This window comes from Ensifer sp. LBL (assembly GCF_050435225.1).
Taxonomy (GTDB): Bacteria; Pseudomonadota; Alphaproteobacteria; order Rhizobiales; family Rhizobiaceae; genus Ensifer.
On the sequence record NZ_JBNDJY010000004.1, the window covers coordinates 763,392 to 789,776 of the forward strand.

Consider the following 26,385-nt stretch of genomic DNA (forward strand, 5'->3'; position numbering starts at 1 on the left):
ACATGGATATGACCCGTCGCGCCGTCGCTTTGGGCGGCGCCGGCCTGCTTGCATCAGCATCGTTCTTACCTGCGAACGCGCTGGAATCGCCGCTTTTCGATCCGGTCGAGGCTGCCGATGATTTCTGGCTGGCGGTGGAAGCCTATATCTACGGCTACCCACTGGTGACGACGGAAATGACCCGCCGGGTGGTGACCAATGTGGCTAAGCCCGAAGGCAGCAAGGGGCCGATGGGCCACGTCATCAAGCTGCGTGAATATCCGAACGCATCCTTCAAGGATGTCACCGCGCCGAATGCCGATACGCTGTACACGACAGCCTTCGTCGACGTCGGTAAGGAACCGTGGGTGCTGTCGATCCCCGACATGAAGGATCGCTTCTTCCTGTTTCCGATGCTCGACGGCTGGACGACGGTGTTTCAGGTGCCGGGCAAGCGCACGACCGGCGGCGGGGCGCAGGCCTATGCCATTACCGGGCCGGGCTGGCAGGGAAGCCTTCCCGACGGCGTGACCGAATACAAATCCTCAACCGGCATCGTCTGGATCCTCGGGCGCATCTATTGCGATGGCACGCCGGAGGACTATGCGGCGGTGCATAAGCTGCAGGACGAATGCAAGCTCTGCCCGCTCAGCGCCTATGGCAAGGACTGGACGCCGCCCGCCGGCAAGGTCGATCCGGCGATCGACATGAAGACGGCGGTGCGCGAGCAGGTCAACCGCATGGATGCGGTCGAATATTTCACGCTTCTTTGCGAGTTGATGAAGACCAATCCGCCGACGGCGGCCGATGGCGAAGCGGTCGCCAAGTTTGCCGAGATCGGCATCGTACCGGGCCAGGATTTCGACAAGAGCAAGCTCGACGTCGCCTTCGTCTCGCGCATTCCTCCCATGGCGTTCCACCGCACCATGCTGCATTTCAAGTTCAGCGATGGCGACATCCAGAACATCAACGGCTGGGGCTTTACCACCAAGACCGGCATCTACGGCACCAACTACCTGCAGCGGGCGCTGATCACGGCGATCGGGCTTGGCGCCAACCGTCCGCAGGATGCGATCTATCCGACGTCGCTGAAGTCCAGGGACGGCCTGGTTTCCCGCGCCTATCACGGCTCCAACAAATACGTCGTCACCTTCCCCAAGGGGCAATTGCCGCCGGTGCGCGGCTTCTGGTCGATCACCATGTACGACGAGAACTATTTCTTCGTCGACAATCCGCTCAACCGCTATTCGATCAGCGCCCGCGTCAGCCCCAAGGCCAATGCCGACGGATCGACGGAGATCTACATCCAGAATGAATCGCCCGGAAAGGACAAGGAAAACAACTGGTTGCCGGCTCCGAAGGACAAGTTCATCCTGATGATGCGGCTCTATTGGCCGGACGACAGTCCGCCTTCCATTCTCGACGGCTCGTGGCTCATCCCGCCGGTGAAGAAGGCGGGATGACAAAGGCGAAAGCCTCCCTGCGTCTTCGCGTGAAGGCGCAGGGCGTCGCGATCAGGCCGCGGCTCAGCGCTTCGGCAGCACGAGATCGCCGACCGTATAGATGTGAAACTCGCTGCGCGAGACCTCGTCCAGCTTGCGGAACTTCTCCGCGAACACCGGATCGGAGAAGAACTCGTCGACATTTCCGGTGCCCTGGATCGCCTCGACATTGACGACGGTCTCACCGTCCGTGCTCTTCGACAGCGTGCTCCAGAGAAAACCTTCCTTCCGTTCGGCAACGTAATGCACGACGTCCTGGATGACGGCGAAGGCTTCTTCCTGCTTGCCGGGATGGGCGTGGATGACGTTGACGACGAAGGTCGTCGGAGCGGGGGATGCCGAGAATGTGGGGCTAGGGATCGTTGTCATGCTTCTCTCCATTTGAACGCTGCGGCGCATCGGCCGCGACGGCATCTGGATATCGGGAGAGAAATAGCGGATAAACGAGCGCGTATTCTCATCACTTCGGAAAATAATTCCGCAATCGGCGCGCGATGGACAAGCTCGGAACGCTCAGCATTTTCATTCAGGTGGCAGAGGCCGGCAGTTTCGTGGCCGCCGGCCATCGCCTCGGGCTTTCGGGCTCGGCCGTCGGCAAGGCGATCGCACGGCTCGAAGACGAGATGGGCGTGCGCCTGTTCAACCGGTCGACGAGAAGCATGGCGCTGACCGAGGACGGCAGCTTCTTTCTCGACACCTGCCGCCGCATCCAGTCCGAGTTCGAGACCGCGCAGGCGCAACTGTCGCGCTCGCATGCGACGCCGCGCGGGCAGCTGCGCGTCAGCCTGCCGCTCGCCGGCATGCTGCTGATGCCGACCATTTCGGACTTCATGCGCGCCTATCCGCTGATCAATCTCGACCTCGATTTCACCGATCGGCTGGTCGACGTGATCGAGGAGGGTTTTGACGCGGTCATCCGCACCGGCGACGTCAAGGATACGCGCCTGATGAGCCGCAAGCTCGGGACCTTCCGGCACCGGATCGTCGCGTCGCCGGAGTATCTTGGCACGCATGGCCGGCCGGAGGTGCCGGAGGACCTGCTCGGGCATCGTTGCCTGCATCACCGCTATGCCAATTCCGGCCGCCTCGAACCCTGGCCGCTTCATCGTGACGGGCGAGAGGTGAAGCTGGACCTGCCGGTGACGACGGTGGCAAGCACGCTCGATCCCCTGATTTTTCTTGCGGAGCGCGCCTTCGGCATCACCTGCCTGCCGCCCTTTGCGGTGTCGGCGGAACTGGCGGAAGGCAAGCTGGTCTCGCTGCTGGAGGATTACCTTCGCGAAACCGGCACATTCCGCGTGCTCTGGCCGACCAATCGCTATCTCTCGCCCAAGGTGCGCGCCTTCGTCGATTTCATGGCGACGAACCTCTTTGCCGGGTGACGGTCGGGCGGCGCGGGCGGTCGTCCCCGTGCCAATCCAGTCGTTGCTAAAGTGCGGCAAATGTCCGAAGCTTCGCTGACGCCCTCGGGTCATGCGAGCCGGAGCAGCCATGACAGACGCCTCTTCGATTCAGCCTGCCGCGAGCCATGATGCCCGCATCTGCCGGGGATGCTGGGACCAGATGCATGTGCCGATCCCGATCCGCGGGCCCCTGGCGCTGCCGTTCCGCGCCTTCGGCATCACCCGCAGCAAGATGAACCCGAACATCTGCACGATCTGCGAGCGCTCCTTCCGTTACGTGAAGAAGCAGAGTCACGTCGCGGCAAGCGCCACAATCCTGTTTGCCGACATCCGCGGGTTCACGCATCTTTCGGAGCGGATCGAGCGGGTGCGGTTGAGCCAGATCGTCAGCCTGTTCCAGGATCGCTGCGCTGAAGCCATCTGGGCGCATGACGGCATCGTCAACAAGCAGATGGGCGACGGGCTGATGGCGATCTTCAACTTTCCGATCATCCGGAAAGACCATGCGCAAGCGGCGATCATGGCAGCACGCGATATCCAGCGTCTCTGCGCCGATGCACTCGGCCGCCTCGACCTCGACGGTCTCGGCGAGCGCCCGCTCGGCGTGGGCGTCGGCATTCACACGGGCGAGGTCGAGATCGGCGAGTTCTCGACGTTCCGCAGCGATTTCACCGCGATCGGCGGCACGGTCAACCTGGCGTCCCGGCTCGAATCCCAGGCCGAAGCGGGCGAGATTCTGCTTTCCCCGGAGACGGCCGCTCAGGCGGCAACGCTGACGACGGGCGCCGGCACCCGGCTGCTGGTCCTGAAAGGCATCGACAAGCCGGTCGAGGCGAGGGTGCTCGCGACGCATTGACTGGCCCCCAAAAGTCCGACGCCGGAAGGTGCCCGGTGCGGTGTTTCCGCGGGGCCAGACGGCCGTCGCCGGCGTTGGTCAATGCAGCGCGGCGCTTGCAGCTTGCCGTTCGTCCTTGTCGTGCAACGCAAAGCGATCGACCATGTCGGCGCTCGCCTCGTTGAAGCCGAGCACCTCGACCTCGACGCCGAGGCGGCGGAACTTGATCACCACCTTGTCGAGCGCGCCGACGGCGGTGATGTCCCAAAGGTGTGCCGCATTCAGATCGATCACCACTTTCCGGCCAGTATCCGAAAAGTCGAAGGCCTGCACGAAGCTTTCGGCCGAGGCGAAGAAGATCTGTCCCTTTACGCGGTAGATCGTCGTGCCGGCGGTCTCTTCGCTTTTGGTTACGCTGAAGAGCTTTGCGACCTTTCCGGCGAAGAAGATGCCAGAGAGAAGAACGCCTGTGATGACGCCCTTGGCGAGATCATGCGTTGCGACGACGGTTGCGACCGTTGCCAGCATGACGATGGACGAGGGCAGCGGATTGCGCCTGAGATCGAGCATCGAGCGCCAGGAGAAGGTGCCGATCGACACCATGATCATGACGGCGACCAGGGCCGCCATCGGAATGATCCGCACGAGGTCGTTGAGAGCGACGATCAGGAACAGGAGGAACGCTCCGGCAACGAAGGTCGACAGTCGGCCGCGGCCGCCCGAGGTCACGTTGATGACGGACTGGCCGATCATGGCGCAGCCGCCCATGCCGCCGATCAGGGCGGAGGCGATGTTTCCGGCGCCCTGGCCGATGCATTCCTGGCTCTTGTTGCTCGGCGTGTCCGTCATGTCGTCGACGATCTGGGCCGTCAGCAGGGATTCCAGCAGGCCGACGGCCGCAAGCGTCACCGAATAGGGCAGGATGATCTGAAGGGTTTCGAAGGTGAGCGGCACCTGCGGCAGCATGAAGAAGGGCAGCGACGAGGGAAGCTCGCCAAGATCGCCGACCGTGCGCAGGTCCATGCCCGTCCACCAGGCGATGAGGGTGAGCACGGCGATCGAGACCAGTGGCGAGGGCACCGCGCGAGTGACGAAGGGGAAGAGATAGATGATCGCCAGCCCGGCGGCGATCATGAAATAGGTCTCGACCGGGACGCCGATCAGCTCCGGCAGCTGCGCCATGAAGATGAGGATCGCCAGCGCATTGACGAAGCCGGTGATGACCGAACGCGATACGAAGCGCATCACCCGGCCGAGCTTCAGGAAGCCGGCTGCGATCTGGATGATGCCCATCAGGATCGTGGCGGCAAAGAGATACTGGAGCCCGTGCTCCTTGACGAGCGTGACCATCACGACTGCGGTGGCAGCGGTCGCTGCCGAAATCATGCCGGGGCGGCCACCGGTGATGGCGGCGACGCAGGCGATGGCAAAGGAGGCGTAGAGCCCGACCTTGGGATCGACCCCGGCGATCACCGAAAAGCCGATTGCTTCCGGGATGAGGGCGAGGGCGACGACGATGCCGGAGAGGATGTCGCCACGGATGTTGGAGAACCACTCCTGACGGTAGTTTGAAAAAGCGCGCATGGGAAAATTTCACAGTTGAATGCAACGGGCCGAGGGGGCTCGGTCCTGTGGATACAGAAGTTGCGTTGCTGTGTTGTCTGGCGGATCGGCGGCCAGAAGAGCCACCCGGAGTTTCACCGGGTCCTTGTGGATCGCCTTTCGTAGCCGAGAATAGGGTGCCGCGCAACAATCGCTGCCGGTACAGGCAAGCGCGGTGGCGAAAGGCGGCCGAGGTTCAGTCGATCCGTCTGACGCTTCCCGCAAACACGCCCCATCGCCAACCCCGCCCCGTGATCGAAACTCGCGAGCCGGGGCCGAGCGGGCCTGCCAATTCCTTGGCAAGACCGCAGAACCTGTTAGCCAGCACGGGCAGTTCGGCGACCGTTATACTGTTCGAGCATCTGAAGTCCGATTCCGTCGACTTCACTGTGAAGGTGTGTTCGATGCCGCTGCCGACGGCGAGAGCAACGAGCATCGGTCCGCCGAGCACCACGACCCTGTATCCGAGCCAGAAGCCAACAAATGGCGCGGAAAGAGTCAGCAGAACTGTCTTTGCACCCAGGCGCTGAAAGCGATCACTCGCAGCCCCCAGCGTGATCAACCATAAGCAATAGACTGCCGCGAGAATGCCAATCACGATAGCCGCCGACCCGCTCCAGGCGATCCAACTGGCTGTGGGCACGTAGGGATGTCCGAACAGTTCCGGCAAGACCGGCGAGACAGCAACGCCGATAAAAGAGAGGAAGAGGCAGCCCGACATTTTAGAACCCCGCGTCGGCTTCGCTTGCTCGAGCATATTCATCTACTTTCTTGGAGCCGATCTGCTTTGATTGCAGCCGTTGCGCAGGCTGGAGCTGCCAGACTGCTTCTTGCCTTAGGTTGCCATCTCGTGGTGGTGCAAGCTCCTACGCCCACATGTCGCGCACGCAGCGGCCGTCCGGCGCCAGATCCTCGAACGTGTCGAAGCCGTCGAAATGGTCGATCGGGAGATGGGCGACCTGCTCCAGCGCGGCCAGCCTGACGTTGACGGCGATGCGTCGGCGGCCCCGTGGGTCGAGCGTGAGGCTGCGCCAGGCAACGACGCCGGCGCAGGTCGGGCAGAAGAGGATTTCGAGCGTCGGGTCCTTCTCGTCAGCCCGCGTGTATGCGCTGAGATCGCCGCTGACCGCGATGCGCTCGCCTTCGTAATCATAGGCCCAGAGCGTGCCGTAGCGGTGGCAGAGCGTGCAGTTGCAGGCGGTGATCGGGCCGGGATCGCCCTTCAATGTCCACTTTCCGTTGCCGCAATGGCATGAGCCGTCGAGCATGGGCCGCTCCCGCTGTTGTTTTGAGGCGGCATAGTGCCCCGTTGGCGGGGCGTCCGCAATCGGTGCCGGACGTCAACCTTGCCCGAGCGCCAGTCAGCGTCGATGAAGGGCGCCTTCAAGGCGAGATAGTCGCCGATGCCACGCTGGTTCGTGGCTTCCAGATGCAGCTTCAACGCCTGATAACGGGCACAGAGATCCGGATCCCGCCGAAGGAGATCGCGAAAGCGCAGCATTCTTGCAATCTGCCAATGTCCTGATCGCAGACATGGACCTTGTGGGTTCGAACGCCGTTGACGTCGCGCCGGTAGAAGTGGTGGCCCTGCGAAAGGTCCATGTCGGATCGCGCTGCCTAGTTGCGGTCGAGCCGCATGACCTTTTCTTCGCCAAGCACCATGCCGGTCTCGCGGAAGCCGAAGCGGTGGTAGAGGGCGTGGGCGCGGGCGTTTTGCGGGTAGACGCCGAGATAGATGTCGCCGCATTCGGGGATCTTGGCCATGTGTTCGAGGAGGGCCGCGAGCGCCTTGGCGCCATAGCCCTTGCCCTGGTGGCTGGCGTCGATCATCAGCCGGTAGATCCAGTGGTTGCCGTCATCGGGGTCGAGCGCATACATGGCGAAACCCACCGGCGCGCCTTCGGCCATCACGGCAAAGCCGACGCATTCGGGGCGTTCGGCGAGTTCTTCGAGAGATTCGTCGTTGCTGGCGATGAAATCTATCTGGTTTTCGTGAACGTCGAGCCTTCGGATGACATCGGCATCGACGGTATCGACGGGCAGGAGTGTAATCGTCATTCGGTCCTCGTGGTCGACGCTTTGGCCTTGCGCGGTGGTCTCCGTTCAATCCCGTCTGCGGTCGCCTTCTCCCCGCGGGGCGAGCGGGGAGAAGGGACCTTGCAGCATGCTCGGCGTCCACATCCTGCGCCGGGGGGCGCGAGCGGTTACCTCTGCGGGGCGGGCAGGGAAACCAAAGGGTAGGCGGAGCCGGGCCGCTGCCGTTCCCTCTCCCGGTCAGCGGGCGAGGGAGTTGGGGGCAAGGAACCGGAGGCACGGGGACACGCGTCCAGCTTGGCTAAGCGTCAATAACAACTTGATTATACGTCTTCAGTTTCTGCCGTACCGGCCCGGCCGCTGCAGGCGCCGAAATCCGGAAAGCGAGCCCTTCTCCAACGGGTGCATTACCGCAACATTGCGATGGCAAGAAAGGATCGGCCGTCCTGTCGGCCGCTCAGGTCTCTTCCACGATCTTCGGCTCGGCCTTGCCCGTCCATTCTAGGGTGATGGTGCGGCCCTGGCGGACGTTCTGGATGACGGAGGGGCGGAAGACGGCGAGGCACTCGCCCTCGGGGTCGCGCGCCGACGGATAGATCAGGCCGTTGCCGCCTTCGGCAAGGATGGTGGCGGCAAGCGCCTGGCCGGCGGGGTAGGCGACGGCGGTGTCGGACGAGAGATAGGCGGCATCCCTTTCGCCGCGCACGTCATGGAAGCGGCAGGTGAAGCCGGCGATCAGCTCGCGGTAGCGGCCGATATCGTGGAAGCTGCCGGCTTCGCTGAGCGCCCGGGTGCGGTGATAGACGATTTCCGCCTGGCAGGTCTGAAGCGCGCGCGGGCCGAAGGCGCAGTACCAGGCGCCGCGTTCCTCGCCGTTGAAGCGGTTGCCCGGCGGGCGGGCATGGCAGAAGGCGGCATTGATCAGCGACCAGCCGTAGCCGAAGGTCTCGTTCAGGAGTTCGGCCGGATCGACGCCGACAGGCAGAGCGAGCGGGCTCAGCCGCGCCGAGGTCATCGCCTCCAGCCGGTTGAGGATCTCGATCTCGTCGTCACCGTCGGCGAGCGGCTTGACCGCGGGCTCGTCAATATAGGCGGTCGAGATCAGCCGGACGGTTGCCGGCTCGTTGAAGTCGATTTCCGGAATGGGCGCTTGGGCGATCATAGGCCGCCGCGCAACCCGTCGAGATAGCGCCTGACCTTCATCATCACGGGAATGCCGCCCTCGATCATCAGCTCCACCGGCGAGCGGCCGGAAAACAGCGGGCCGGTGTTGACCGCCTTCGGCCATTGATAGGTGAGCGGCCCATTGAAGAACAGCCGCAGGCCCTTGAAGATGCCGACGATCAGGCTCGCGCGCATCTTCTTGTCCTGGTCGAGCTTGCCCTTGAAGTCGCCCGCCTTCATGCGGTTCCAGGTGGCGATCGGCACGTCGAAGAGCTGGGCCGCCTCCCGGTTGGTGAGGTTCCAGAGGTCGCAGGCCTTCACCACCGCCTTGACGATGACAGCCTCTTCCTGCCGGGCAGCTTGCCGGTCGGGCGCGAAAGTCGATTGTGCGAGGGTCATGGATGTCTCCTATGCGGCGACCGCGTGTATCATATGATATAAATTGATCGCGAGCGTGTGAAAGTCAAGGGTTGAGCCGGTTGCTGGCTTGAGATCTGCCATCACGGCAATTCGATTTTACTCCCTTGAAGGCGATCGCTAGGCTTTCGGGCACAGTTGATGGGAGAGAGAGTCATGAAGCGCGCACTTGCAGCAATCGCATTCGCACTCGCCTGTTCCGGCTCCGCCTATGCGCAGGACACCAGCATGAGCTTCTTCGTCACCAGCGCCAACCCCGGAAAAGGCGGTGACCTCGGCGGCCTGCAAGGGGCGGATGCCTATTGCGACACACTGGCCAAGGCGGCGGGATCGACGGGCAAGAGCTGGAAAGCCTATCTTTCCACGGATGCGGAGAACGCCAAGGACCGGATTGGCACCGGACCGTGGTACAACGCCAAGGGCGAGAAGATCGCCGATGACGTCGCATCGCTCCACAGCGACAAGAACAACCTGACCAAGCAGACGGCGCTCAACGAAAAGGGCGAAGTGATCAGCGGGCGCGGCGACACGCCCAACCGCCACGATATCCTGACCGGCTCGAAGGCCGACGGCACGGCGGCACCGGACACCTGCGGCAACTGGACGATGGGTGGCGCCGACGGTTCGGCGATCGTCGGCCACAGCGACCGCACCGGATTGAACGATTCCGCCGAGGCCAAATCCTGGAACTCGTCGCACGCGACGCGCGGCGGTTGCACGGTCGAGGCCTTCAAGGGCACCGGCGGCGAGGGGCTGTTCTACTGCTTTGCCGTGAAGTAGGGCGCCCTCGGTTCGCCGCTGTCCGTGTCTGGCCGGTGTCTTTGTCCCATGCCTCTGAGGGACGGCGTCCTGGTGGCTCTTGCCGCTTGAGTTCTTGTCCCGAGGTGGCCGGCAGGTCGGATGAGGGGGCAACCCTTAGCCGTGCGGATGAAGGGGAACCCGAAGACTTGGAAAGAAGCACGGCATTCGGCAGCAAACGCCGCCACCGGTTGTTGCGGTCAACCGGTCAGTTCAGGCCGGCGCGGGCCAGTCCCTCGACCAGGCGCGCCCGGTCCTCGGCGCGGACGAAAGACGACGTCACTGCGACCGCGTTGCGGGAGATGTCGGGAACGAGCGACTTCAGCCGTGCGAGCAGGTCCGTGGCAGCCTCCCGGTTGTCGAGAAGCCCGGCACAGGCGGTGCCGATAATCAGCGGAACCACGTGGCCGGAGCGCAAGCGATGCGCCTCCCGCGCGTAGTGCAGTCCACGTTCGTAATTCGCACCCTGGAAGTGCGCCATGGCGTAGTAAAACTGAAAGTCGCCGAGAAAGGCTTCGCGCGGGCTCAGCCTGAGGGCGTAGTCGATGCAAGGAATGGCGTCGGCTGCGCGGCCTCCATTGGCATGCGCAAGGCCCAGCTGGCCGTGGGCAAAGGCGGAGTTGGGATTGATCGCGACAGCCTGGCTGATCGCTGCCATCGCCAGCGCATTGTCCCGCGTTGCAAAGGCGATCATCGCCTGCGCAAGGTAGGTCCACGGCTCCTTGTCGTCAGCGGCAATGGCTTGCTGGACGAAATCCCTGCCAAGGGAGAGCGCGTAGCCCATGTCCTCCCACCCCTGGAAGGCGCGCCACATGGTAATCCAGCCTTTCATGGCCAGCGCCTGGGCATAGCCGGGAGCCAGCGTGATGGCCCGGTCGAGCAGCGGCAGCATCTTCCCGCTGCTCTCCTCGGACAGTTGCGAACACAGGAACACCGCCCGCACGACACATTCCCAGGCATCGAGGCCATGATGCGGCTTGGGGCTTTCGCGGGCATGCTCTGCCGCCAGCAGTTCCGGCCCGATGCGGCCGACGACGCTTGCGGTGATTTCGTCCTGGATGGCGAAGATGTCGCCGAGGTCGCCGTCGTATCTCTCGGCCCAGAGATGGACTTCGGAGGCGGCATCGATGAGTTGCGCGCTCACCCGCATCCGGTTGCCGGACTTGCGCACACTCCCCTCGAGAACATAGCGGATGCCGAGTTCGCGCCCGATGGCGCGCACGTCCACCGGCTTTCCCTTGTAGGTGAACATCGTGTTGCGGGCGATCACGAAGAAGCCCTTGAGCTTGGAGAGCGCTGTCGTGATGTCCTCGGTCAGCCCATCGCTGAAGAAGTCCTGCTCCGGATCGGCGCTCATGGCGCTGAACGGCAGCACGGCGATGGACGGCCGATCAGGAAGGGCGGGCCTCGGCGGCGGCGCCCGTGCGGCCGCTTTTTCCAGTAGGGGGCGATACAGCCGCACCGGCCGGTCCATGTTCTTGAGCGCGCGTTCCCCGAGATACTCGTAGTCGCAGTCAAGCTTGCCCTGGAGGTGATCGTAGGCCGTGCCGGAAATGCAAATGCCACCGGGATCCGCCACGGACTGCAGGCGGGCGGCGATGTTGACGCCATCGCCGTAGAGATCGCCGTCGACCTCGTGGATCACATCCGCGAGGTTGACGCCGATCCGGAAGACGATGCGTCGCTCCGCAGGGATATCGGCCTGGTCCTCGGCAACGCGTTTCTGGATGGCGACCGCGCAGGCGACGGCATCGACGACCGAGCCGAATTCGACGAGCGCGCCGTCGCCCATCAGCTTGACGATGCGGCCCTGGTGTTCGGCGAGCAGCGGATCAATCAGCTCCCGGCGCAGAGCCTTGAGAGCCGACAACGTCCCGGCCTCGTCCTGTTCGACGAGGCGGGAATAGCCGACGACGTCAGCGGCCAGGATCGCGGCCAGCCGCCGCTCCGCTCTTGCAGGTGCCATGGCTGTCTCCCCCTCAGGAGATCCGCCGCATGAAGCCCAGGCGATTGACGGGATGCACCATCCGGCTGCCCGACACCGCGACCGTGCCGGCACATGATACCACTCAGGCGGTTCCATGGCGACGCTTCACGAGTGCCGCCTTCGATGGGGCTTGCATCCACGATGCCGACGAAGCGTTGGCGAGCCTGATCGGGCGCTATTCTCTTACATACGGCCCGAGCAACGACAGGTCCGCTTCGCCGAGCCGGTCCTTGGCGGTCCAGAGCTGGTGCCAGTAGGGATAGATGACCGGTGGCAGGCTGACGGCGTCGAGCAGTTCGCGTTCCTCATCGGAGAGCTTCAGGCCGGCGGCGGCGAGGTTGTCGGCGAACTGGGCCTCTGTGCGGCCGCCGATGATGACGGATGTCACGCCCTTGCGGCCGATCAGCCAGGCGAGCGCCACCTGCGCCGGCGACACGTCGCGCTCGCCGGCGATGGCCACGAGCATGTCGACGATCTTCCACAGCCGCTCCTCGTCGCGGATCGGTGGTTCCTTCCAGCCGGCGAGCTGGCGGGTGCCTTCGGGCGTCTCGTTCCGCCGGTGCTTGCCGGAGAGCAGGCCGCCAGCAAGCGGGCTCCAGACGAGCACGCCGAGCCCCTGGTCGATCGCGATCGGCATCAGCTCGTATTCGGCCTCGCGCGCCTCGAGCGTGTAGTGGATCTGCTGGCTGACAAAGCGCTGGCGGCCTTCGAGCGCGCTGACGCCAAGCGCCTTCATGATGTGCCAGCCGGAATAATTGGAGCAGCCGATGTAGCGGACCTTGCCGCTGCGAACGAGGCTGTCGAGCGCCTCCATCGTCTCTTCGAGCGGTGTGAGGCCGTCCCATTCATGCACCTGATAGAGATCGATGACGTCGGTGTTCAGCCGCTTCAGGCTCGCCTCGCAGGCGGCGATCAGGTGCTGGCGCGACAGCCCGCCGTCGTTGGGGCCGGGGCCCATGGAAAAGCGCGCCTTGGTGGCGACGAGCACGCCGTTCTTGCGCTTGCCGCCGAGCACCTCGCCGATGATCTCCTCGCAATGGCCGGTCGAATAGATGTCGGCGGTGTCGATCAGGTTGACGCCGGCATCGAGGCAGAGATCGACATAGCGGCGCGCCTCCTTCAGCCCGACATTGCCGACCTCGGCGAACTTGCCGCGGCCGCCGATGGTCATCGTGCCCATGGTGATCACAGAGATTTTCAGGCCGGAACGGCCGAGCAGCCGGTATTCCATGGTCTCTGATCCTTTGCTGGTGCGCGGAGCGGGAGGAGAAGCCTTGGCCCGCGATGAAAGCCGATGGCGATGGGGGCGGTCAAGAGGTGGCCAAGGGGCGGGTCAGGAGGCGGGTCACGGGACGCGTGCGAGTGGCGATCACATGGGCGATCACGAGGGCAATCAAGGGCGATCGCATGGGCGCGGCGTTCGTGCGCGGGCAGGGTGTGTAGACCTGCAACACTCTGCAATCGGATGTTGCGGTTGTTTCGGCTCCGGTTTCTTAGGGCTGGCTTGGGAACGGCAAAATGTTATCGTTTGGTCGAGAGATGAGGGGAATCACTCGATGAGCGTTGTAAAGCGTCTGCTGTCCGCATCGGCGATCGTTGCCGGTCTGGGCTGCGTTGTTGCACCTTTGACGGCGAATGCGGCCGAAAACGGCGCGGGGTTCTATCTCCTGGGTGCGCGCGGCCCGATGGCCGGCCTGCTGGCGCCGCCCGGAACCTATGTCCAGAACGACACCTATTTCTATTTCGGCGAGCTCAAGGGCAACAAGCAGCTTCCGCTCGGCGGCGAGATCGTCGGCGAAGTCGATGCGAAGCTCGTTGCCGATTTCGTCACCGGCCTCTGGGTCATGCCCGAGGAAGTGCTCGGCGGCAATCTCGGCTTCACCGCTATCGTGCCCTTTGGCGGGCCGACCGTCGATGCGACGCTGTCGGCGCCGGGGGCCGGCCGCTCGGCCTCGGTCAGCGATTCCGTCTTTACCATCGGCGATCCCGTATTCGGCGCGGTTCTCGGCTGGCATGAGGGCGATTTCCACTGGACGGCGAACGCCACCGTCAACGTGCCGATCGGCGACTACCAGAAGGGGCAGCTTGCCAATCTCTCGTTCAACCGCTGGGCGGGCGACTTCACCTTCGCCGGCACCTGGTTCAACCCGGAAACCGGTCTCGACATCTCCGGTGCCGCGGGCTTCACCTTCAACGGCGAGAACCCGGCGACGGACTACCGGACGGGTACGGAATTCCACGCGGAATGGGCGGTGACCCAGCACTTCAGCCCCGAATTCTCCGCCGGTGTCGCCGGCTACTTCTACCAGCAGGTAACGGGCGACAGTGGCGCGGGCGCAAGGCTCGGTCCGTTCAAGGGCCGCATTGCGGCGATCGGCGGCACCATGGGCTACAATTTCAAGATGGCCGAGACGCCGGTGTCGCTGACGCTCAAGGTGTTCCAGGAATTCGGCGCCAAGAACCGGCCGGAGGGCACCGCCGGCTTCGTCACCATCGCCTTCCCGATCGGCACGCCGCCGGCACAGGTGAAGTAGGCCCGAACCGGGCTTCCCTTTCGTCCGCCGGCGCCGTTTTCGGCCGGCGGGACGAGGGCAATGCATGATTACCGTCCGGGGCGAAACGATCGCCCGCGGCAGGGTTCGCCTGTGGCGACGTTGCTTTATCTCCCGAACGGCGCATACTGCCGCCATCGCTGGGCAGTGATACGGGCCCCGGCGGCTGGAAGATCATTGCGCTTTCGCCCCAGTTCAGGAGGTCGCGCGATGTATTCCACCGCCAGCCCACAGGCGCTTCTCCCACACGACATGAACAGAATAGAGCAGGTTTTCGCAGAGATCCTGCTCGAGCGCGGACTTTCGCGCGACTGCGTGATGGCGGAGGCAATCGCAAGACGCATCTTCAGTTGCTACCAGCGAGGCATCCGCGAGAGCGGTGCCCTCAAATACATGATCGGTTTAGACCTGCGGTCGGCGGCGCAAACGGATGCCGGCACGCCCGTCTATGGCAGCCAGGAGGTTTCAATGCAGGAGATTGCACGCGAACCGGACAGTCAGATCGGCCCTGACGATCTTGACATGTTGCAGCGCACTTTCGACCGCGTCTGCATCTGGTGCAGCATCCCGCGCTACGGCAAGCGCGCCGACCGGCTGGCCCGCCACATCACGGGCCAGTTCCGTCGCGGCGTTTCCGACGAGCGGGTGCTGTTTGAAAACGCCATGTGGCTGGAGCAGCAGGCCGATCCAAGGCGGTACCGCGCCGACAACTGACGCAACCCGCATCTACATCTCGAAGAACCGCTCCGGCATCAGGTTCCGGTAGGGGAACATGTGGAAATAGGGGCGCGCCTCGGCGAGCACGCGGCGCACGGACGCGCGTTCGAGCAGCCGCTCGAAATAGGCCGAAAGATGCGGATGTGCCGCATCGAAGGGCTCGACAATGCCGCCATAAAAGAGCGCCGGCGTGGCGGCGCAATCGGCAAGGCTGAAGGCATCGCCGGCGGCGAAAGCATGCGTGGCGAAGTGCTTGTCGGCCATGCCGTAGGCCAGAGCCAGTGCTGCGCGGGCATCGGCAACGCCGCGGGTGTCGTTTTCGCCCTCGGCGCGCAGCGTATCGGTGACGATCTTCTGCATCGGCACGTGGATGTAATTGTCGAAGAAGCGATCCCAGAGCCGGACTTTCAGGGCCGTGTCGGGATCATCGGGGATCAGCCGCTGGCGGCCCGGATAGTGGTGGTCGAGATAGTCGATGATGATCGACGTCTCCGGCATCACCACGTCGCGGGCGCTGTCGGTCAAGACCGGCATCTTGCCGACCGGCCAGAGCGCCGCGAAGCGGGCCGCTTCTTCCGGGTCGAGCAGATCGACCAGGCTGCTTTTGAACGGGGTCTCGTTTTCGTAAAGCGCGATCAGCACCTTGTGGCAGAAGGAAGCGAGCGGGTGCTGGTAAAGCGTGAGGGACATGCGCGTAGTCTCCAGTGCGGAAGGGACGCTTGCGGATCGGTCGTCAGGTCTTTACGGGCCCGCTTATTGCAAAACCGGTCCTGTTTTGCAATCGGTTTTCGAGGGGTGAGGACCAAAAGATCTGGGGGCGCAGCGGTGAACGGCGGCAGCCGCGCTGGAAGCGCGCCGATTTTTTGGGGACGCCATGCTGATGGATTCCAAGCGGTTAGCGCCGGAAACGGGGGCAGAAGCGCAAAGACTTGCCGCCATCGTGCCCGGCGACCATTGAAAGCGCAAAAGCTGCCCTAGAATTAATAGAACGAGGGCGTCGCAACGCTCGGCGCCCGTCGTCATCGCGACAGGGGAGGATTGCCGATGCGCTGCTTCACGGTACTAGGGCCCTCGCAGACCGGAAAAACCACGCTGGTAGACAAGCTGGCCGGTCTGGAGGGGGCCTCTCGAAAAGCCGCTTCACCCTATGGATTGAACCTCACGGAATTCGAATTTGGCAATGAGCCCTGGTGCGCGCTCGACGCACCCGGCGGCACCGAGGCCCTGGGCCACGCGCAGCACGCGCTGATCGCCAGCGACGCCTGTGTGCTCTGCGTTTCGCCGGTGCCGGAGGAGGCGGTGCTGGCCGCGCCCTACCTGAAGGCGATCGAGGCGTCGGGCACGCCCTGCATTCTCTTCATCAACCGCATGGACGAGCCGCAGGGGCGGCTGCGCGACGTGATAGCAGCGCTTCAGGATTATTCCGGCCACATGCTGCTCCTGCGCCAGGTGCCCATCCGCGAGGGCGACAAGATCGTCGGCACCTGCGACCTGATCTCCGAACGCGCCTGGCGATACCGCGAGGGGCAGACCTCGGCGCTGATCGAAATCCCCGACACGGTGATGGATCGGGAAAAGGAGGCGCGGGCCGAGCTGCTCGAACATTTCTCGGAATTCGACGACTGGCTGCTGGAAGAGCTGATCGAGGACCGGGCGCCGGCCAACGATACGATCTATGCGATCTCCACGCGGCTGTTGAAGGAAAACCGCATCATTCCGGTGCTGGTGGGTGCGGCAAGCCACGCCAACGGCATCATGCGGCTGATGAAGGCGCTGCGCCATGAGGCGCCTCAGGTCGATGCGCTGCGAAAGAGACTGGCCGAGGCCGGCCCGATCGCCGAGAACGCCCTTTCAGCCGTCAGCTTCCACGCCTATCACAAGGCAAATGTCGGCAAGACCGTGCTGGTCAGGGCGCTGACCGCAGGCATCAAGCAGGGCGCGACGCTTGGCGGCGGCAGCCTCGGCTCGCTGCAGGACCCGGCGACCGGCAAGCCGCTGCCCAACGCCACGCCAGAGGCGGGCGCAATCTTTGCCGCCGTCAAGGCCGACCACCTGCCGGTGCCGGCGCTGCTTGCCGCCAACACCAGTGCCGAGGCGCCGGACTGGACGGCGCCGCCGACGCCGATGCTGGTGCGCATATTGGTGCCCGACAGCGAGCGCGACGAGACCAAGCTTTCGGGCACGCTCGCCAAGCTCGCCGAGACCGACCGCGCACTCGCGGTCATGCAGGAGGAAGGCAGCGGCGCGCAGCTCGTCTGCGTGCAGGGGCCGATGCACCTGCGCGACCTCTGCAAGACGCTCGCCGACGTTTTCCATGTCGGCGTCACCGACCGGCCGCCGAGCCCGACCTATCGCGAGACGGTGCTGAAACCGTCTGATGTGCACTACCGCCACCGCAAGCAGACCGGTGGGGCCGGGCAGTTTGCCGACGTCAAGCTCAGCGTGCACCCGAATGAGCGCGGCGCCGGTTTCTCCTTCGCCGAGACGGTGAAGGGCGGGGCTGTGCCGCGCAACTTCATCCCGGCGATCGAGGCCGGCGCGCGCGAAGCGATGGAGAAGGGTCCGCTCGGCTTTCAGGTGATCGATGTCGGCGTGACCCTGACCGACGGCCAGCACCATGCGGTCGACAGCAACGACTTCGCCTTCCGCGCGGCCGCCAAGATGGGTGTGCGCCAGGCGCTGTCGCAGGCGTCCGCGGTTCTGATGCAGCCGGTCATCCGCGTCGAAATCCACATCCCGTCGATCTATTCCGGCAGCCTGGTGCCGATCGTCTCCACCTACAAGGGCCAGGTGCTCGGCTTCGACCGTGACGAGACCGCCAAGGGCTGGGACATCTTTCGCGCCCTGGTGCCGGGATCAGCCCTCGACGATCTCGCCCGGACGCTAAGGGCAGCGACGCAAGGGATCGGCTATTTCTCCAAGAGCTTCGATCATTTCGAGGAGCTCTACGGCAAGGAGGCGGATGCGGTGATCCACGCCCATGGGGCGCAGCAGGCGGGGTGAGGGGTGGCTCGTCCCAAGTAGCCCTCGGATATACTGGCTGTGACGGCGTGATTTCGCTTGCGCCGTCAACGTGCTGCCAGTCGACGAAGCGATCGTCGTTGTAAAATCCAAACAACATCTCTGCTCAGCGCGAAGCAATTCGTTTTGCGGTGCGTGGTATTCCATGCGCGCCTATGCGAACGCGTTTATCTCTTTACTCATTTTAATGTCCAAGGAAATTGGGTCGTCTCCAAGTATAAGCCCCCTTTGTCTAAGCTCAACAAGTGATGAATCAAATGTAGCTACGTTCTGACAGAAGTGATTCTTCAGGGTTGATATTTTAATAGAATTTTTTCCCCAATACTTTCGTCTTTTCATTGTGAATAGAATTCTTCGTGCTCCAACGTCGAGTTCACTTCGCTTTGCCCATCCTATAATGGACGCCTCCATCGATTCGAGAGCGATGTTGTGGTGCTCGATTCCGAAATAATGGCTATGGGTGTGGGGAACCGTTGTGATGTCGGATGTCCCAATTAATACAACCTCGTACTTGTCTTCTTCTGGAAACTGCGCTTCATATCGAGAGTATGCTGAAATCGCTTCGTCGGCATTTCTGCCGACCGCATCCCAGAGAACGAAATTTCCATCATTCCAATCGAAAATCAGTATCCAGTTGTTTAGTCTCTCTGATCGTTGTGCTTCGCTTTCTGCCATGGTTCTGACGATGTCAGAATTGACGTGTCCTCCCAGGTTCTTTCCGTCACTTGCCTCAGATATATAGTATTCTGCAACCTCTCTTTTTTGTTGCAGCTGTATTTCCTCAAAGCTGTCGATATGCTGATTTGTCTCTATTGAGTGAAGAGCGTTTGAAAATGATTTGAAATATTCTATTATTTCTGCTCTTCCTTCCTTCTCTTTCAGGCGCTTGCCGTAAATTACAGATGTTCTTTCAATGCTTTCTGACCAATAGTGTTGAATTCTACTACGCAACTGTAGCTCTGTTCGACAGCCGGATATTTCCAGTATGATATGATATGCTCTGTAACCGGTATCATCGCGTCCCAATTCTCTGTAATCTGTTTCACGGATTATAGCAGCAAAGCCTGAATCAGCTATTTTTGATCTTATGAATGTTATTAGGGAATCGACATCCGAGTTTTTATCGACAATTATTCTGCATCCACCGATATCTTGTAACTGAGTTAGTCGAACGCTGAGTCGTCGCAATTTTCTAAGTATTTGAGGGCGCCGTTTTAATCTCTGGGCAATATAGTATTTTTGATCGTAAGATTGGAGCCACTCCTGAATTTCTAGTGTAAGCCTCGTTAGGGGTTCCAAGTGTTTCTTTCGATAGTCTTCGAAAATATACTCCAACTCAAGCGAGCGTTCATCGTATTCGCGCGTTGCGTCGCTTAGAATTGTTCCTGCTTTATCAATCTGGGACTTCGATGCCATAGATCACCGATCATTGTGGATGTCGCAATATAGTGGTGAATATTCTAGGTTGTGGCTGTCGTCTAGTACATGAAGGACGAGGAAGAAAAAGTAAGGCGTTAAATTGTGATCAGCTTTGCCCGAACATGGAGGGGGATCTTCAGTCTCATCCAGACATTGGAACTGTCACGCACAAGGGTTCTGGTTCTACCCGATGCGACGAATACGTGAGCGTAACTCAGCTAACCCCTTCTGAGAGGGAGTCGGCCTAGTTGCAGCATCGGGGCTTGTTGTGTCCGCAACCGCAAGCTAGCGTGCACTATTCCATTTGGATGTGAGTGGCTGCCCCCATGACGCTTTCCTCGCCATCGCCTTCCGCGCCCACAATCCTCGTCACCAGCGCCGGCGGGGGGGAGGCGGCATCTTGCCGATTTCATCCATATTTCGCGTGGCCGCGTTCATGTGCTGGGCGATGAGATGCATCGGCTGGCCCTGCAATTCGGTCCGCCGGTCAAGGCCGATTGCCGGTGCGGCGGGCGGCGGTTGCGGCGGGTGCAGAAGGCTGGCCATATCGACATCGTTCTGGCGGGCATCGCGGGTTCCTAGGAGGATGACGCGGACTGCCGGATCCTGAGGATCAGACTCGACCCGGCGTTGATAACGCGTGTCGACGAAGAGCTGGGGCCGGGCTGCCGACAGCTAAGTGATTTCGGCCCCCCGCATCGCCACCACACTGCGCCGCTCGCGCTCCTCGATCTCGGCGATCAGCCAGTTGAGGAAGGCCTTCGTCACCGGTTTGGTGCGCAGGAGGTCTTCGTGGCAGACGAACTGGTAGGTTTCGGGCGGCTCGTAGAAATGATCGTGGGCGAGGCGGATCTGGCCGGATTTGAACTCGTGTTCCGCCATGGTGCGGTCGATCAGCGCCACGCCCTGGCCCTCCTTCACCGCTTCGAGGATGATGTGCTGGTCGTCGAAGATCAGGTCCTGGCGGCTGCGCGGCAGCGCCAGGCCCGAAGAGGCGATCCAGCTTTGCCATTCCTGAAGGCCGCGATAATGCAGCCGGTTGCCGGACAGCAGCGCTTGCCTGTCTTCTTGCCAAAGGTCGCGGCCGCAGACGGGCACCAGGCGTTCGCGCAGCAGCTTGCGGGTGAAGCGTCCGGCCGGCGGCTGCAGGCAGTAGGCGATGGTGACATCGGCCGGGCCGGTGCCGGCGGTGATCGTTTCGAGGTGGGAGAGGTGGATCTGCACGCCGGGATTGGCGGTGAGGAACTCCGAGATGCGCGGCGCGATCACCTTCATCGAAAAGAACGGCCCGACCCGGACCCGCAGGATCTTGTCGCTCGTGCGTGGGCGGATGTGCTGGACGACGCCTTCGAGATCGTCGAAGGCGCGCTGGCAGGAGGCGTAGAGCAGCCCGCCCTCCGGCGTCAGTTCGACACCGTGCTGTTTTCTCACGAAAACCCGAAGGCCGAGATTGAGCTCCAGGTTGCGGATCTGGTGGCTGATCGCGCCCTGGCCGATGCAGAGCTCGTCGGCCGCCGCCGTCAAGCTGCCGTTGCGCGCGGCCGCCTCGAAGGCGCGCAGGGATTTGAGGCTCGGCAGATCACGCATCCGCTTCTCCGGGTCTGGGTCGCCGGCAGCCTAGCATGAATTTTTTCGATGGCTGGAATGATTTCTTTCACATTGCGAAGGGCAGCTTGCTCCCGCATTGTCGAAGCATAATAAAGCAAAACGAAAACTGAAATCGACCGAAAACACAGGCAGTTCCGCGCATAGGGGCATGTCGGGTGCGACCCGAACGCCGCTGCGGCTGAGGCTGCCTGCCCGGTCGAAGGGAAGGACAGAGGGAGCGAGATGATAAAGAAGTTCATGACCATGTCTGCGCTTGCGGCGCTGCTTGCGACCGGCGCAGCCAAGGCCGAGACGCTGGCGATCGGCACCGAGGGCGACTACGCGCCGTTCAACTATGTGACCGCCGCCGGCGAGATCAAAGGCTTCGACTACGATATCGGCCAGGCCGTCTGCGCCGAGATCAAGGCGGATTGCGTCTGGAGCACCAACGAATGGGCGGGCATCATTCCCGCACTTCAGGCCAAGAAGTTCGACGTGATGATCGCCTCGATGGCGATCAATCCGGATCGCAAGACGCAGGTCGACTTCACCAAGCCATATTATTTCAATGCCATGCGCTTCGTCGCCCGCAAGGATCTGGGCCTCAAGGACATCTCGCCCGAGGCGCTGAAGGGCAAGGTGATCGGCACGCAGTCGGGCTCGGTCGCCGTCGAGGCGCTGCAGCAGTTCTTTCCCGAAAGCGAAGTGAAGCTCTATCCGACGATGAGCGAGGTGTTTCTCGACATGGAGAACGGCCGACTCGACCTGATCCTCGAAGGGCAGATGGCCTTTACCGAGTGGCTCGCCAAGGAAGAGAGCGGTTGCTGCGCCTTCATCGGCGACAGCTTCGTGCTCGATACGGCCGAGGGCAACGCCATGGCGGTGCGCAAGGGCGACGAAGCACTGCTCGCCAAGCTCAATGCCGGCCTGAAGACGATCATGGAAAACGGCACCTACGACAAGATCCGCAAGCAGTATTTCGACTTCGACATCATGGCGAAGCCGAAGACGACGAGCGAGTATTTCCGCTGAGGGTGACGCGCGCCCGCTGAGGTTTGCGGTCGCGCTTGCCGAGGTTTGTGGTTCTGCCCCTCATCCGGCCTGCCGGCCACCTTCTCCCCGCGCGCGGGGAGAAGGAACGGTGCGGCGCCCGCTCGCCCGAATCTGACACGTTTGCGGCTTTCTCCAGTGGGGCGTGATTGAGGTGATCGGTGGATGGCTCGCTCTCGTTCCCTCTCCCCGCCTGCGGGGAGAGGGTTAGGGTGAGGGGCAGCCTCCCTCCAAAGATGCGTGAGGGGCAGCCTCCCTCTCGAGATGCGTTGAAGGGCAGTCTCGCTCTCAGGATATGTATGAGGGGCGGTCTCCTCCTCAAGATGAGTAAGGGGCGATGCCGAACCTTAGGGGCAGCCCAGTCACACAGAATTCGCCTGCCGGCGCATCGCGCGGCCGGCGAACAGGCGGGCGCCGGGGTTTCGCGTTTTCCCCGGCGCCCGTCTCCTTCTCCAATCCGAAAATGAAAGTGCATGCGATGAGCTTCAGGGTCGCCGTTCTCGAATTCAACCAGGAAACCAATACGTTTTCGAAGCTCAAGACCGGGTTTCGGGATTTCGAGGCGTGCCACTATTTCGTCGGGGCCGAGATCGAGAGCCATTGCCGCGGCACCAATTCGGAGATCGGCGGCTTCATTGACTGCTGCGATCGCTATGGTTGGCAGCCGGTCTATACGGTGGCGGCGCGGGCCGAGCCCGGCGGCAGGATCGAGGAAGCGATGCGGCAGCGCTTCGTCGCCGATCTGACAAGCGCGCTTGATGGCGAAAAGCTCGACGGCGTGTTCATCGTCTTTCATGGCGCCATGTGCACGCAGACGGCCGACGACGCGCAGGTCCAGCTTCTGGAGGTGGTGCGCGGCCTCGTCGGGGCGGACCTGCCTATTGCCGCGACCTTCGACCTGCACGCCAATTCCGCACCCGAGATGGCAGGGCTGCTCGATATCGCCGTCTCCTTTCGCACCTATCCGCATGTTGACATGGCCGAATGCGCCCACAAGGCAGGCGGGCTCTTGAACCGCGCCATGCGCGGCGAAATCCGCCCGGCGCTTGCCATCCGCCAGCCGCCGATGCTGAACGGCTGCAATGACGGGCGCACGACGCATGCCTGCGCCATGACCGAGCTGCTCGAGATTGCCGACGGGATCGCGGCCCGCGACGGCATGCTCGCGACCTCGATCAATGCCGGCTTCTACGATGCCGATATCTTCAACACCGGCCCTTCGGCCGTCATCTGCTACGACCTCAAGCGGGTGGCGCCCGAAGAGGCGGAAGCGGAGGCCGAGAGGCTTTGCCGCGAGATCTGGGACCGGCGCGAGCATCAGGATGTGCAGCTGCCGCTCGACGCGCTGCCCGGCATCGTCGCCGCGCATTCAGCGAAAGATAGGGCCGGGCCACTGGTGATCGCCGACTTCTCCGACAATCCCGGCTGCGGCGCCTACAGCGATTCCACCTGCGTGCTCGCCCGGCTGCTGGAGATCGGCGTCGGAAACGCGGCTTTCGGCGCGCTCTGCGATCCGGAAGTCGTGGCCGAGCTGATCGCCGCCGGCATCGGCGCGACACGCGAAGTGACGCTTGGCTGCAAGATCGATCCGCAAGTCGGCGGCGGGCCGATCAAGGTCAAGGGCAGGGTGGAGGCGATTTCGGACGGCAGGATCGTCTTCGAGGGGCCGATGTTTCAGGGCCTGCCGGCGACCATGGGGGCGAGCGTGCGCTTTCACGTCGAAGGCATCGACATCCTCATCTGCAGCGAGCGCCAGCAGATGCTCGACCGCAACCTCTTCCGCGCCGTCGGCATCGAACCGTCCGACTACCAGATCGTCGTCGTCAAGTCGCAGCAGCATTTCCGCGCCGCTTTCGGCCCGATCGCAGCCAACATCGTCGAGATCGACGGCACCGGCCTCAGCAGCGCCAATATCGGCGCGCGCAATTTCCAGCGCGTGCGGCGACCGGTCTATCCGTTGGACCGGGGTGAATTCGGCTGAGGCTGTGTTCCTTCGCTCGAGGTGACTGGGCGCACGCGGTAACTGTTACGTACTTCCGCGCACCCGAGGTCCGGGTCTAGCCTCCGGTCAAGAACGGAGCGGAACCTCATGAGCTTCATCGATCTCTTCGCCTGGATCGTGCTGATCGTGCTGATCGTCAGCACGGTCGCGGTCCTGATCTTTCTCGCCATGCTGCCGGGCTCGATCGCGAAAAGGCGCAATCATCCCTGGAGCGAGGCAGTCAATGTCGCGGGCTGGGTGACGCTGTTCCTCGGCTTCGCGCTGTGGCCGATCGCGCTCATCTGGGCCTATGTGGATGTGCCGCGTCCGATCGGGCCGCATCCGGCTGCTGTCCCCGCCGGTGACGTTCATGCGAGCGAGGCCCCCCAGCCATGATCGTCTTTCTCTTCAACGTCTATCTGGCGATCCTCTTCCTCCTGGTGAAGCTCAGGATCGTCACTTTCAATCTCTTCTGGAAGGTATCGCCGGCGATCGTGTTCCTGTTGCTCCTCGTCGGCCTGTTCATTCCGATGAACTGGGGCGCGCCGCAGGGCGAGGCGCTGGTGGTGCGCAATTCGGTCGCGATCGTGCCCGATGTCTCAGGCGAGGTGCTGGAGGTGCCGGTCGTTTCCAACGTTCCGCTCAAGGCCGGCGACGTGCTCTTCCGCATCGATCCCGTGCCCTACCAGGCGAAGGTGGATGCGCTGCAGGCACAGTTGTCGCTGCAGGAGCTCCGGCTTTCGCAGATGACGACGCTGCAGTCGCGCGATGCGGCGACCGAATTCGACGTCCAGCAGCGCCAGGCGGAGGTCGACAATCTGAAGGCGCAGATCAGCAGCGCCGAATGGGACCTCGGCAAGACGACGGTTCGGGCGCCGGCCGATGGCTACGTGACCAACCTTGCACTGCGCAAGGGCGCGCGCGTGACGACGCTGCCGCTGTCGCCGGCCATGGCCTTCATCGACACGTCCGAGACGATCATCGGGGTCGAGATCAACCAGATCGACGCGCGCTACATCAAGCCCGGCCAGATGGTGGAGGCGACCTTCAAGTTCGCGCCCGGCGAGACCTACACCGGCACGGTCGAAAGCGTGCTGCAGGCGATCGCCTCCGGGCAGGCGCGGGTGTCCGGCACGGCGGTGACGCCGGAGGCGCTTTCGGCCGCGCCGTTCATCGTCCGGGTGAAGCTCGACGACCAGGCTTTCGCCGCACGGCTGCCGGCCGGCGCCACGGGCGATGCGGCGATCTTTACCGAGCGGGTGAAGGCGGCGCACGTGATCCGCCGGGTGCTCTTGCGCCAGATCGCGATCACCAACTACGTCAATCCGTTCTGATCCCGTTCCGATCCTTTGTCGTCCGCAGGTTTTTGCGCGTGGTTGTTCGGTGACCGCTTGGGACGTAGCATGGCGTCCGCAAACCCGGATGAGGACGGCGACAGATCATGACACTTTCCGCAATCCAGACGCCGCAGGTTCTGTTCACGAGCGCCGGACGGGCGTGGCGTGGGCTTTCGGCTGATTTCATCCATATTCCGCGTGGGCTGGTGCATGTGCCCGGCGGCGACATGCATCGGCTGGGCATGCATTTCGGCCCGCCGGTCAACGCCGATTGCCGCTGCGGCGGGCGGCGCATGCGACGGGTGCAGAAGCCGGGGGATATCGATATCGTGCCCGCTGGCGTCGACGGTTCATGGGAGGACGATGCGGACTGTCGGATCCTCAGGCTGAGTTTCTCGCGCGCGCTGCTCGATGGCGTGGCGGCGGATCTCGGGCGGGAAAGCGTCGAGCTGCTGCCGCAGATGCAGGTGCGCGATATCAGGCTCGAGGCGATCGGCTGGGCGATCAAGGCGGATCTCGAAGCAGAGACGCCGTCCGATCCGCTCTATGTCGATCTTCTCACCAATGCGCTTGCCGTCCGGCTGATCGAAAGCGCGACCGGCGGCGCGCGGGCGCAAGGGCGCAGCGAACCCAAGCTCTCGGCGCGGCAGTTGCGGGTGCTGACCGAGTACATCGAGACCCATCTAGACCAGCGGCTTCATCTGGCCGATCTCTCCGCGGTCGCGGGCCTGAGTGCCACGCGGCTGAAGATCCTCTTTCGCAACAGCACCGGCATGCCGGTGCATCAATATGTCATCCGTCGCCGTGTGGAATTTGCCCGCGCGCTTATGACCACGACGAGCCTGCCGGCGAGCGAAATCGCGGTCGCTGCGGGCTTTTCCCATCAAAGCCATATGGCCTCGACCATGCGCCGGCTGCTCGGCGAGACGCCGGGCGCAATCATGCGGCGCTCCGGCGAAATCTGACCGAAGCTGCAAAATCCTGGCCGATTCTGTGCGAC

The 26,385-nt window shown here is 63.0% G+C and carries 26 protein-coding genes and 1 other annotated feature; of the genes, 12 read left to right on the forward strand and 14 right to left on the reverse strand.

The features are described from left to right. Positions 1 to 2 precede the first annotated feature (2 nt). Positions 3 to 1,442 carry a DUF1254 domain-containing protein gene (locus OKW20_RS19615; RefSeq protein WP_043619617.1) on the forward strand — a complete coding sequence of 480 codons (1,440 nt, stop codon included), beginning with the start codon at positions 3 to 5 and terminating at the stop codon, positions 1,440 to 1,442. Positions 1,443 to 1,505: 63 nt separating this feature from the next. On the opposite strand, the gene OKW20_RS19620 is transcribed toward OKW20_RS19615, so the two are convergent. Next, positions 1,506 to 1,850, reverse strand: coding sequence for an antibiotic biosynthesis monooxygenase (locus tag OKW20_RS19620; RefSeq protein ID WP_429174375.1), 345 nt, complete (start codon positions 1,848 to 1,850; stop codon positions 1,506 to 1,508). Between the two features lie 125 nt (positions 1,851 to 1,975). Between OKW20_RS19620 and OKW20_RS19625 the strand changes: the two genes are divergently transcribed. Next, positions 1,976 to 2,863, forward strand: coding sequence for a LysR family transcriptional regulator (locus OKW20_RS19625; protein ID WP_429174377.1), 888 nt, complete (start codon positions 1,976 to 1,978; stop codon positions 2,861 to 2,863). Positions 2,864 to 2,972: 109 nt separating this feature from the next. Continuing rightward, on the forward strand, positions 2,973 to 3,740 hold the full coding sequence (locus tag OKW20_RS19630; RefSeq protein ID WP_429174380.1) for an adenylate/guanylate cyclase domain-containing protein: 768 nt from the start codon (positions 2,973 to 2,975) through the stop codon (positions 3,738 to 3,740). Between the two features lie 78 nt (positions 3,741 to 3,818). On the opposite strand, the gene OKW20_RS19635 is transcribed toward OKW20_RS19630, so the two are convergent. From OKW20_RS19635 to OKW20_RS19665, 7 genes are all read right to left on the reverse strand, one after another. Continuing rightward, positions 3,819 to 5,303, reverse strand: coding sequence for a SulP family inorganic anion transporter (locus tag OKW20_RS19635; protein ID WP_429174382.1), 1,485 nt, complete (start codon positions 5,301 to 5,303; stop codon positions 3,819 to 3,821). 71 nt (positions 5,304 to 5,374) lie between these two features. Then, positions 5,375 to 5,430: a sequence feature (sul1 is cis-regulatory element that is thought to sense ions involved in sulfur or methionine metabolism; They are found in Alphaproteobacteria), on the reverse strand. 87 nt (positions 5,431 to 5,517) lie between these two features. After that, positions 5,518 to 6,084, reverse strand: coding sequence for a hypothetical protein (locus OKW20_RS19640; protein WP_429174384.1), 567 nt, complete (start codon positions 6,082 to 6,084; stop codon positions 5,518 to 5,520). Positions 6,085 to 6,187: 103 nt separating this feature from the next. Further along, on the reverse strand, positions 6,188 to 6,589 hold the full coding sequence (locus OKW20_RS19645; protein ID WP_429174385.1) for a GFA family protein: 402 nt from the start codon (positions 6,587 to 6,589) through the stop codon (positions 6,188 to 6,190). Then, the gene (locus OKW20_RS19650; protein ID WP_429174387.1) at positions 6,544 to 6,822 is read right to left on the reverse strand and encodes a GrpB family protein; all 279 of its coding nucleotides are present in this window, start codon (positions 6,820 to 6,822) and stop codon (positions 6,544 to 6,546) included. Before OKW20_RS19650 ends, OKW20_RS19645 begins: the two co-directional genes overlap by 46 nt. 116 nt (positions 6,823 to 6,938) lie before the next feature. Continuing rightward, entirely contained in the window at positions 6,939 to 7,379 is a 441-nt protein-coding gene (locus tag OKW20_RS19655) for a GNAT family N-acetyltransferase (protein WP_429174388.1), read from the reverse strand. Positions 7,380 to 7,812: 433 nt separating this feature from the next. Next, entirely contained in the window at positions 7,813 to 8,517 is a 705-nt protein-coding gene (locus OKW20_RS19660) for an RES family NAD+ phosphorylase (protein ID WP_429174390.1), read from the reverse strand. Further along, on the reverse strand, positions 8,514 to 8,918 hold the full coding sequence (locus OKW20_RS19665; RefSeq protein WP_429174391.1) for an antitoxin Xre-like helix-turn-helix domain-containing protein: 405 nt from the start codon (positions 8,916 to 8,918) through the stop codon (positions 8,514 to 8,516). Before OKW20_RS19665 ends, OKW20_RS19660 begins: the two co-directional genes overlap by 4 nt. Before the next feature lie 174 nt (positions 8,919 to 9,092). Between OKW20_RS19665 and OKW20_RS19670 the strand changes: the two genes are divergently transcribed. Next, positions 9,093 to 9,716 carry a hypothetical protein gene (locus tag OKW20_RS19670; RefSeq protein WP_429174392.1) on the forward strand — a complete coding sequence of 208 codons (624 nt, stop codon included), beginning with the start codon at positions 9,093 to 9,095 and terminating at the stop codon, positions 9,714 to 9,716. A gap of 226 nt (positions 9,717 to 9,942) precedes the next feature. Here the strand turns inward: OKW20_RS19670 and OKW20_RS19675 are convergent, their stop codons facing one another. Both OKW20_RS19675 and OKW20_RS19680 read right to left on the reverse strand, forming a co-directional pair. After that, on the reverse strand, positions 9,943 to 11,700 hold the full coding sequence (locus tag OKW20_RS19675) for an adenylate/guanylate cyclase domain-containing protein (protein WP_429174393.1): 1,758 nt from the start codon (positions 11,698 to 11,700) through the stop codon (positions 9,943 to 9,945). 196 nt (positions 11,701 to 11,896) lie between these two features. Next, a complete protein-coding gene (locus tag OKW20_RS19680; protein WP_429174395.1) occupies positions 11,897 to 12,952 on the reverse strand; it encodes an aldo/keto reductase in 1,056 nt (351 codons plus the stop codon). Between the two features lie 325 nt (positions 12,953 to 13,277). On the opposite strand from OKW20_RS19680, the gene OKW20_RS19685 reads away from it, so the two are divergent. Beyond that, complete coding sequence (locus tag OKW20_RS19685; RefSeq protein WP_429174397.1) at positions 13,278 to 14,255, forward strand: SphA family protein; 978 nt, start codon at positions 13,278 to 13,280, stop codon at positions 14,253 to 14,255. Positions 14,256 to 14,483: 228 nt separating this feature from the next. Beyond that, positions 14,484 to 14,987, forward strand: a complete 504-nt coding sequence (locus tag OKW20_RS19690) for a hypothetical protein (protein ID WP_429174399.1) — start codon at positions 14,484 to 14,486, stop codon at positions 14,985 to 14,987. 12 nt (positions 14,988 to 14,999) lie between these two features. On the opposite strand, the gene OKW20_RS19695 is transcribed toward OKW20_RS19690, so the two are convergent. After that, positions 15,000 to 15,680, reverse strand: coding sequence for a glutathione S-transferase family protein (locus tag OKW20_RS19695; protein WP_429174400.1), 681 nt, complete (start codon positions 15,678 to 15,680; stop codon positions 15,000 to 15,002). A 354-nt stretch (positions 15,681 to 16,034) separates the two neighbouring features. Here OKW20_RS19695 and OKW20_RS19700 point away from each other — a divergent pair, with 354 nt between their 5' ends. Further along, entirely contained in the window at positions 16,035 to 17,993 is a 1,959-nt protein-coding gene (locus OKW20_RS19700; protein WP_429174402.1) for an elongation factor G, read from the forward strand. A gap of 171 nt (positions 17,994 to 18,164) precedes the next feature. Here the strand turns inward: OKW20_RS19700 and OKW20_RS19705 are convergent, their stop codons facing one another. From OKW20_RS19705 to OKW20_RS19715, 3 genes are all read right to left on the reverse strand, one after another. Next, positions 18,165 to 19,427: a RelA/SpoT domain-containing protein gene (locus OKW20_RS19705; protein ID WP_429174404.1), complete on the reverse strand. Its 1,263-nt coding sequence runs from the start codon at positions 19,425 to 19,427 to the stop codon at positions 18,165 to 18,167. 372 nt (positions 19,428 to 19,799) lie between these two features. Continuing rightward, positions 19,800 to 19,976: a hypothetical protein gene (locus OKW20_RS19710; RefSeq protein WP_429174405.1), complete on the reverse strand. Its 177-nt coding sequence runs from the start codon at positions 19,974 to 19,976 to the stop codon at positions 19,800 to 19,802. Between the two features lie 129 nt (positions 19,977 to 20,105). Further along, positions 20,106 to 21,017, reverse strand: a complete 912-nt coding sequence (locus OKW20_RS19715; RefSeq protein WP_429174407.1) for a LysR family transcriptional regulator — start codon at positions 21,015 to 21,017, stop codon at positions 20,106 to 20,108. A 258-nt stretch (positions 21,018 to 21,275) separates the two neighbouring features. Here OKW20_RS19715 and OKW20_RS19720 point away from each other — a divergent pair, with 258 nt between their 5' ends. From OKW20_RS19720 to OKW20_RS19740, 5 genes are all read left to right on the forward strand, one after another. Continuing rightward, positions 21,276 to 22,049, forward strand: a complete 774-nt coding sequence (locus OKW20_RS19720; protein ID WP_429174409.1) for a transporter substrate-binding domain-containing protein — start codon at positions 21,276 to 21,278, stop codon at positions 22,047 to 22,049. A gap of 496 nt (positions 22,050 to 22,545) precedes the next feature. After that, the gene (locus OKW20_RS19725) at positions 22,546 to 24,048 is read left to right on the forward strand and encodes a M81 family metallopeptidase (RefSeq protein WP_429174411.1); all 1,503 of its coding nucleotides are present in this window, start codon (positions 22,546 to 22,548) and stop codon (positions 24,046 to 24,048) included. A gap of 108 nt (positions 24,049 to 24,156) precedes the next feature. Continuing rightward, the gene (locus OKW20_RS19730) at positions 24,157 to 24,444 is read left to right on the forward strand and encodes a DUF3302 domain-containing protein (RefSeq protein ID WP_429174413.1); all 288 of its coding nucleotides are present in this window, start codon (positions 24,157 to 24,159) and stop codon (positions 24,442 to 24,444) included. Continuing rightward, positions 24,441 to 25,382 (forward strand): HlyD family secretion protein, encoded by a 942-nt coding sequence (locus tag OKW20_RS19735; RefSeq protein WP_429174414.1) that lies wholly within the window; start codon positions 24,441 to 24,443, stop codon positions 25,380 to 25,382. The genes OKW20_RS19730 and OKW20_RS19735 overlap by 4 nt, the downstream gene beginning before the upstream one ends. A 107-nt stretch (positions 25,383 to 25,489) precedes the next feature. Then, on the forward strand, positions 25,490 to 26,350 hold the full coding sequence (locus tag OKW20_RS19740) for a helix-turn-helix transcriptional regulator (RefSeq protein ID WP_429174416.1): 861 nt from the start codon (positions 25,490 to 25,492) through the stop codon (positions 26,348 to 26,350). Positions 26,351 to 26,385: the final 35 nt, after the last annotated feature.

Excerpts from the sequence above, each read along its gene's own strand:
- OKW20_RS19720 (WP_429174409.1), top strand. The coding sequence starts at position 21,276 with ATGACCATGTCTGCGCTTGCGGCGCTGCTTGCGACCGGCGCAGCCAAG.
- OKW20_RS19655 (WP_429174388.1), bottom strand. The coding sequence starts at position 7,379 with ATGACGATTACACTCCTGCCCGTCGATACCGTCGATGCCGATGTCATC.
- OKW20_RS19675 (WP_429174393.1), bottom strand. The coding sequence starts at position 11,700 with ATGGCACCTGCAAGAGCGGAGCGGCGGCTGGCCGCGATCCTGGCCGCT.
- OKW20_RS19725 (WP_429174411.1), top strand. The coding sequence starts at position 22,546 with ATGAGCTTCAGGGTCGCCGTTCTCGAATTCAACCAGGAAACCAATACG.
- OKW20_RS19715 (WP_429174407.1), bottom strand. The coding sequence starts at position 21,017 with ATGCGTGATCTGCCGAGCCTCAAATCCCTGCGCGCCTTCGAGGCGGCC.
- OKW20_RS19615 (WP_043619617.1), top strand. The coding sequence starts at position 3 with ATGGATATGACCCGTCGCGCCGTCGCTTTGGGCGGCGCCGGCCTGCTT.
- OKW20_RS19740 (WP_429174416.1), top strand. The coding sequence starts at position 25,490 with ATGACACTTTCCGCAATCCAGACGCCGCAGGTTCTGTTCACGAGCGCC.
- OKW20_RS19710 (WP_429174405.1), bottom strand. The coding sequence starts at position 19,976 with ATGGCCAGCCTTCTGCACCCGCCGCAACCGCCGCCCGCCGCACCGGCA.
- OKW20_RS19665 (WP_429174391.1), bottom strand. The coding sequence starts at position 8,918 with ATGACCCTCGCACAATCGACTTTCGCGCCCGACCGGCAAGCTGCCCGG.
- OKW20_RS19630 (WP_429174380.1), top strand. The coding sequence starts at position 2,973 with ATGACAGACGCCTCTTCGATTCAGCCTGCCGCGAGCCATGATGCCCGC.
- OKW20_RS19625 (WP_429174377.1), top strand. The coding sequence starts at position 1,976 with ATGGACAAGCTCGGAACGCTCAGCATTTTCATTCAGGTGGCAGAGGCC.
- OKW20_RS19685 (WP_429174397.1), top strand. The coding sequence starts at position 13,278 with ATGAGCGTTGTAAAGCGTCTGCTGTCCGCATCGGCGATCGTTGCCGGT.
- OKW20_RS19620 (WP_429174375.1), bottom strand. The coding sequence starts at position 1,850 with ATGACAACGATCCCTAGCCCCACATTCTCGGCATCCCCCGCTCCGACG.
- OKW20_RS19705 (WP_429174404.1), bottom strand. The coding sequence starts at position 19,427 with ATGGCATCGAAGTCCCAGATTGATAAAGCAGGAACAATTCTAAGCGAC.
- OKW20_RS19695 (WP_429174400.1), bottom strand. The coding sequence starts at position 15,680 with ATGTCCCTCACGCTTTACCAGCACCCGCTCGCTTCCTTCTGCCACAAG.
- OKW20_RS19635 (WP_429174382.1), bottom strand. The coding sequence starts at position 5,303 with ATGCGCGCTTTTTCAAACTACCGTCAGGAGTGGTTCTCCAACATCCGT.
- OKW20_RS19640 (WP_429174384.1), bottom strand. The coding sequence starts at position 6,084 with ATGAATATGCTCGAGCAAGCGAAGCCGACGCGGGGTTCTAAAATGTCG.
- OKW20_RS19645 (WP_429174385.1), bottom strand. The coding sequence starts at position 6,589 with ATGCTCGACGGCTCATGCCATTGCGGCAACGGAAAGTGGACATTGAAG.
- OKW20_RS19735 (WP_429174414.1), top strand. The coding sequence starts at position 24,441 with ATGATCGTCTTTCTCTTCAACGTCTATCTGGCGATCCTCTTCCTCCTG.
- OKW20_RS19730 (WP_429174413.1), top strand. The coding sequence starts at position 24,157 with ATGAGCTTCATCGATCTCTTCGCCTGGATCGTGCTGATCGTGCTGATC.
- OKW20_RS19650 (WP_429174387.1), bottom strand. The coding sequence starts at position 6,822 with ATGCTGCGCTTTCGCGATCTCCTTCGGCGGGATCCGGATCTCTGTGCC.
- OKW20_RS19680 (WP_429174395.1), bottom strand. The coding sequence starts at position 12,952 with ATGGAATACCGGCTGCTCGGCCGTTCCGGCCTGAAAATCTCTGTGATC.
- OKW20_RS19700 (WP_429174402.1), top strand. The coding sequence starts at position 16,035 with ATGCGCTGCTTCACGGTACTAGGGCCCTCGCAGACCGGAAAAACCACG.
- OKW20_RS19670 (WP_429174392.1), top strand. The coding sequence starts at position 9,093 with ATGAAGCGCGCACTTGCAGCAATCGCATTCGCACTCGCCTGTTCCGGC.
- OKW20_RS19660 (WP_429174390.1), bottom strand. The coding sequence starts at position 8,517 with ATGATCGCCCAAGCGCCCATTCCGGAAATCGACTTCAACGAGCCGGCA.
- OKW20_RS19690 (WP_429174399.1), top strand. The coding sequence starts at position 14,484 with ATGTATTCCACCGCCAGCCCACAGGCGCTTCTCCCACACGACATGAAC.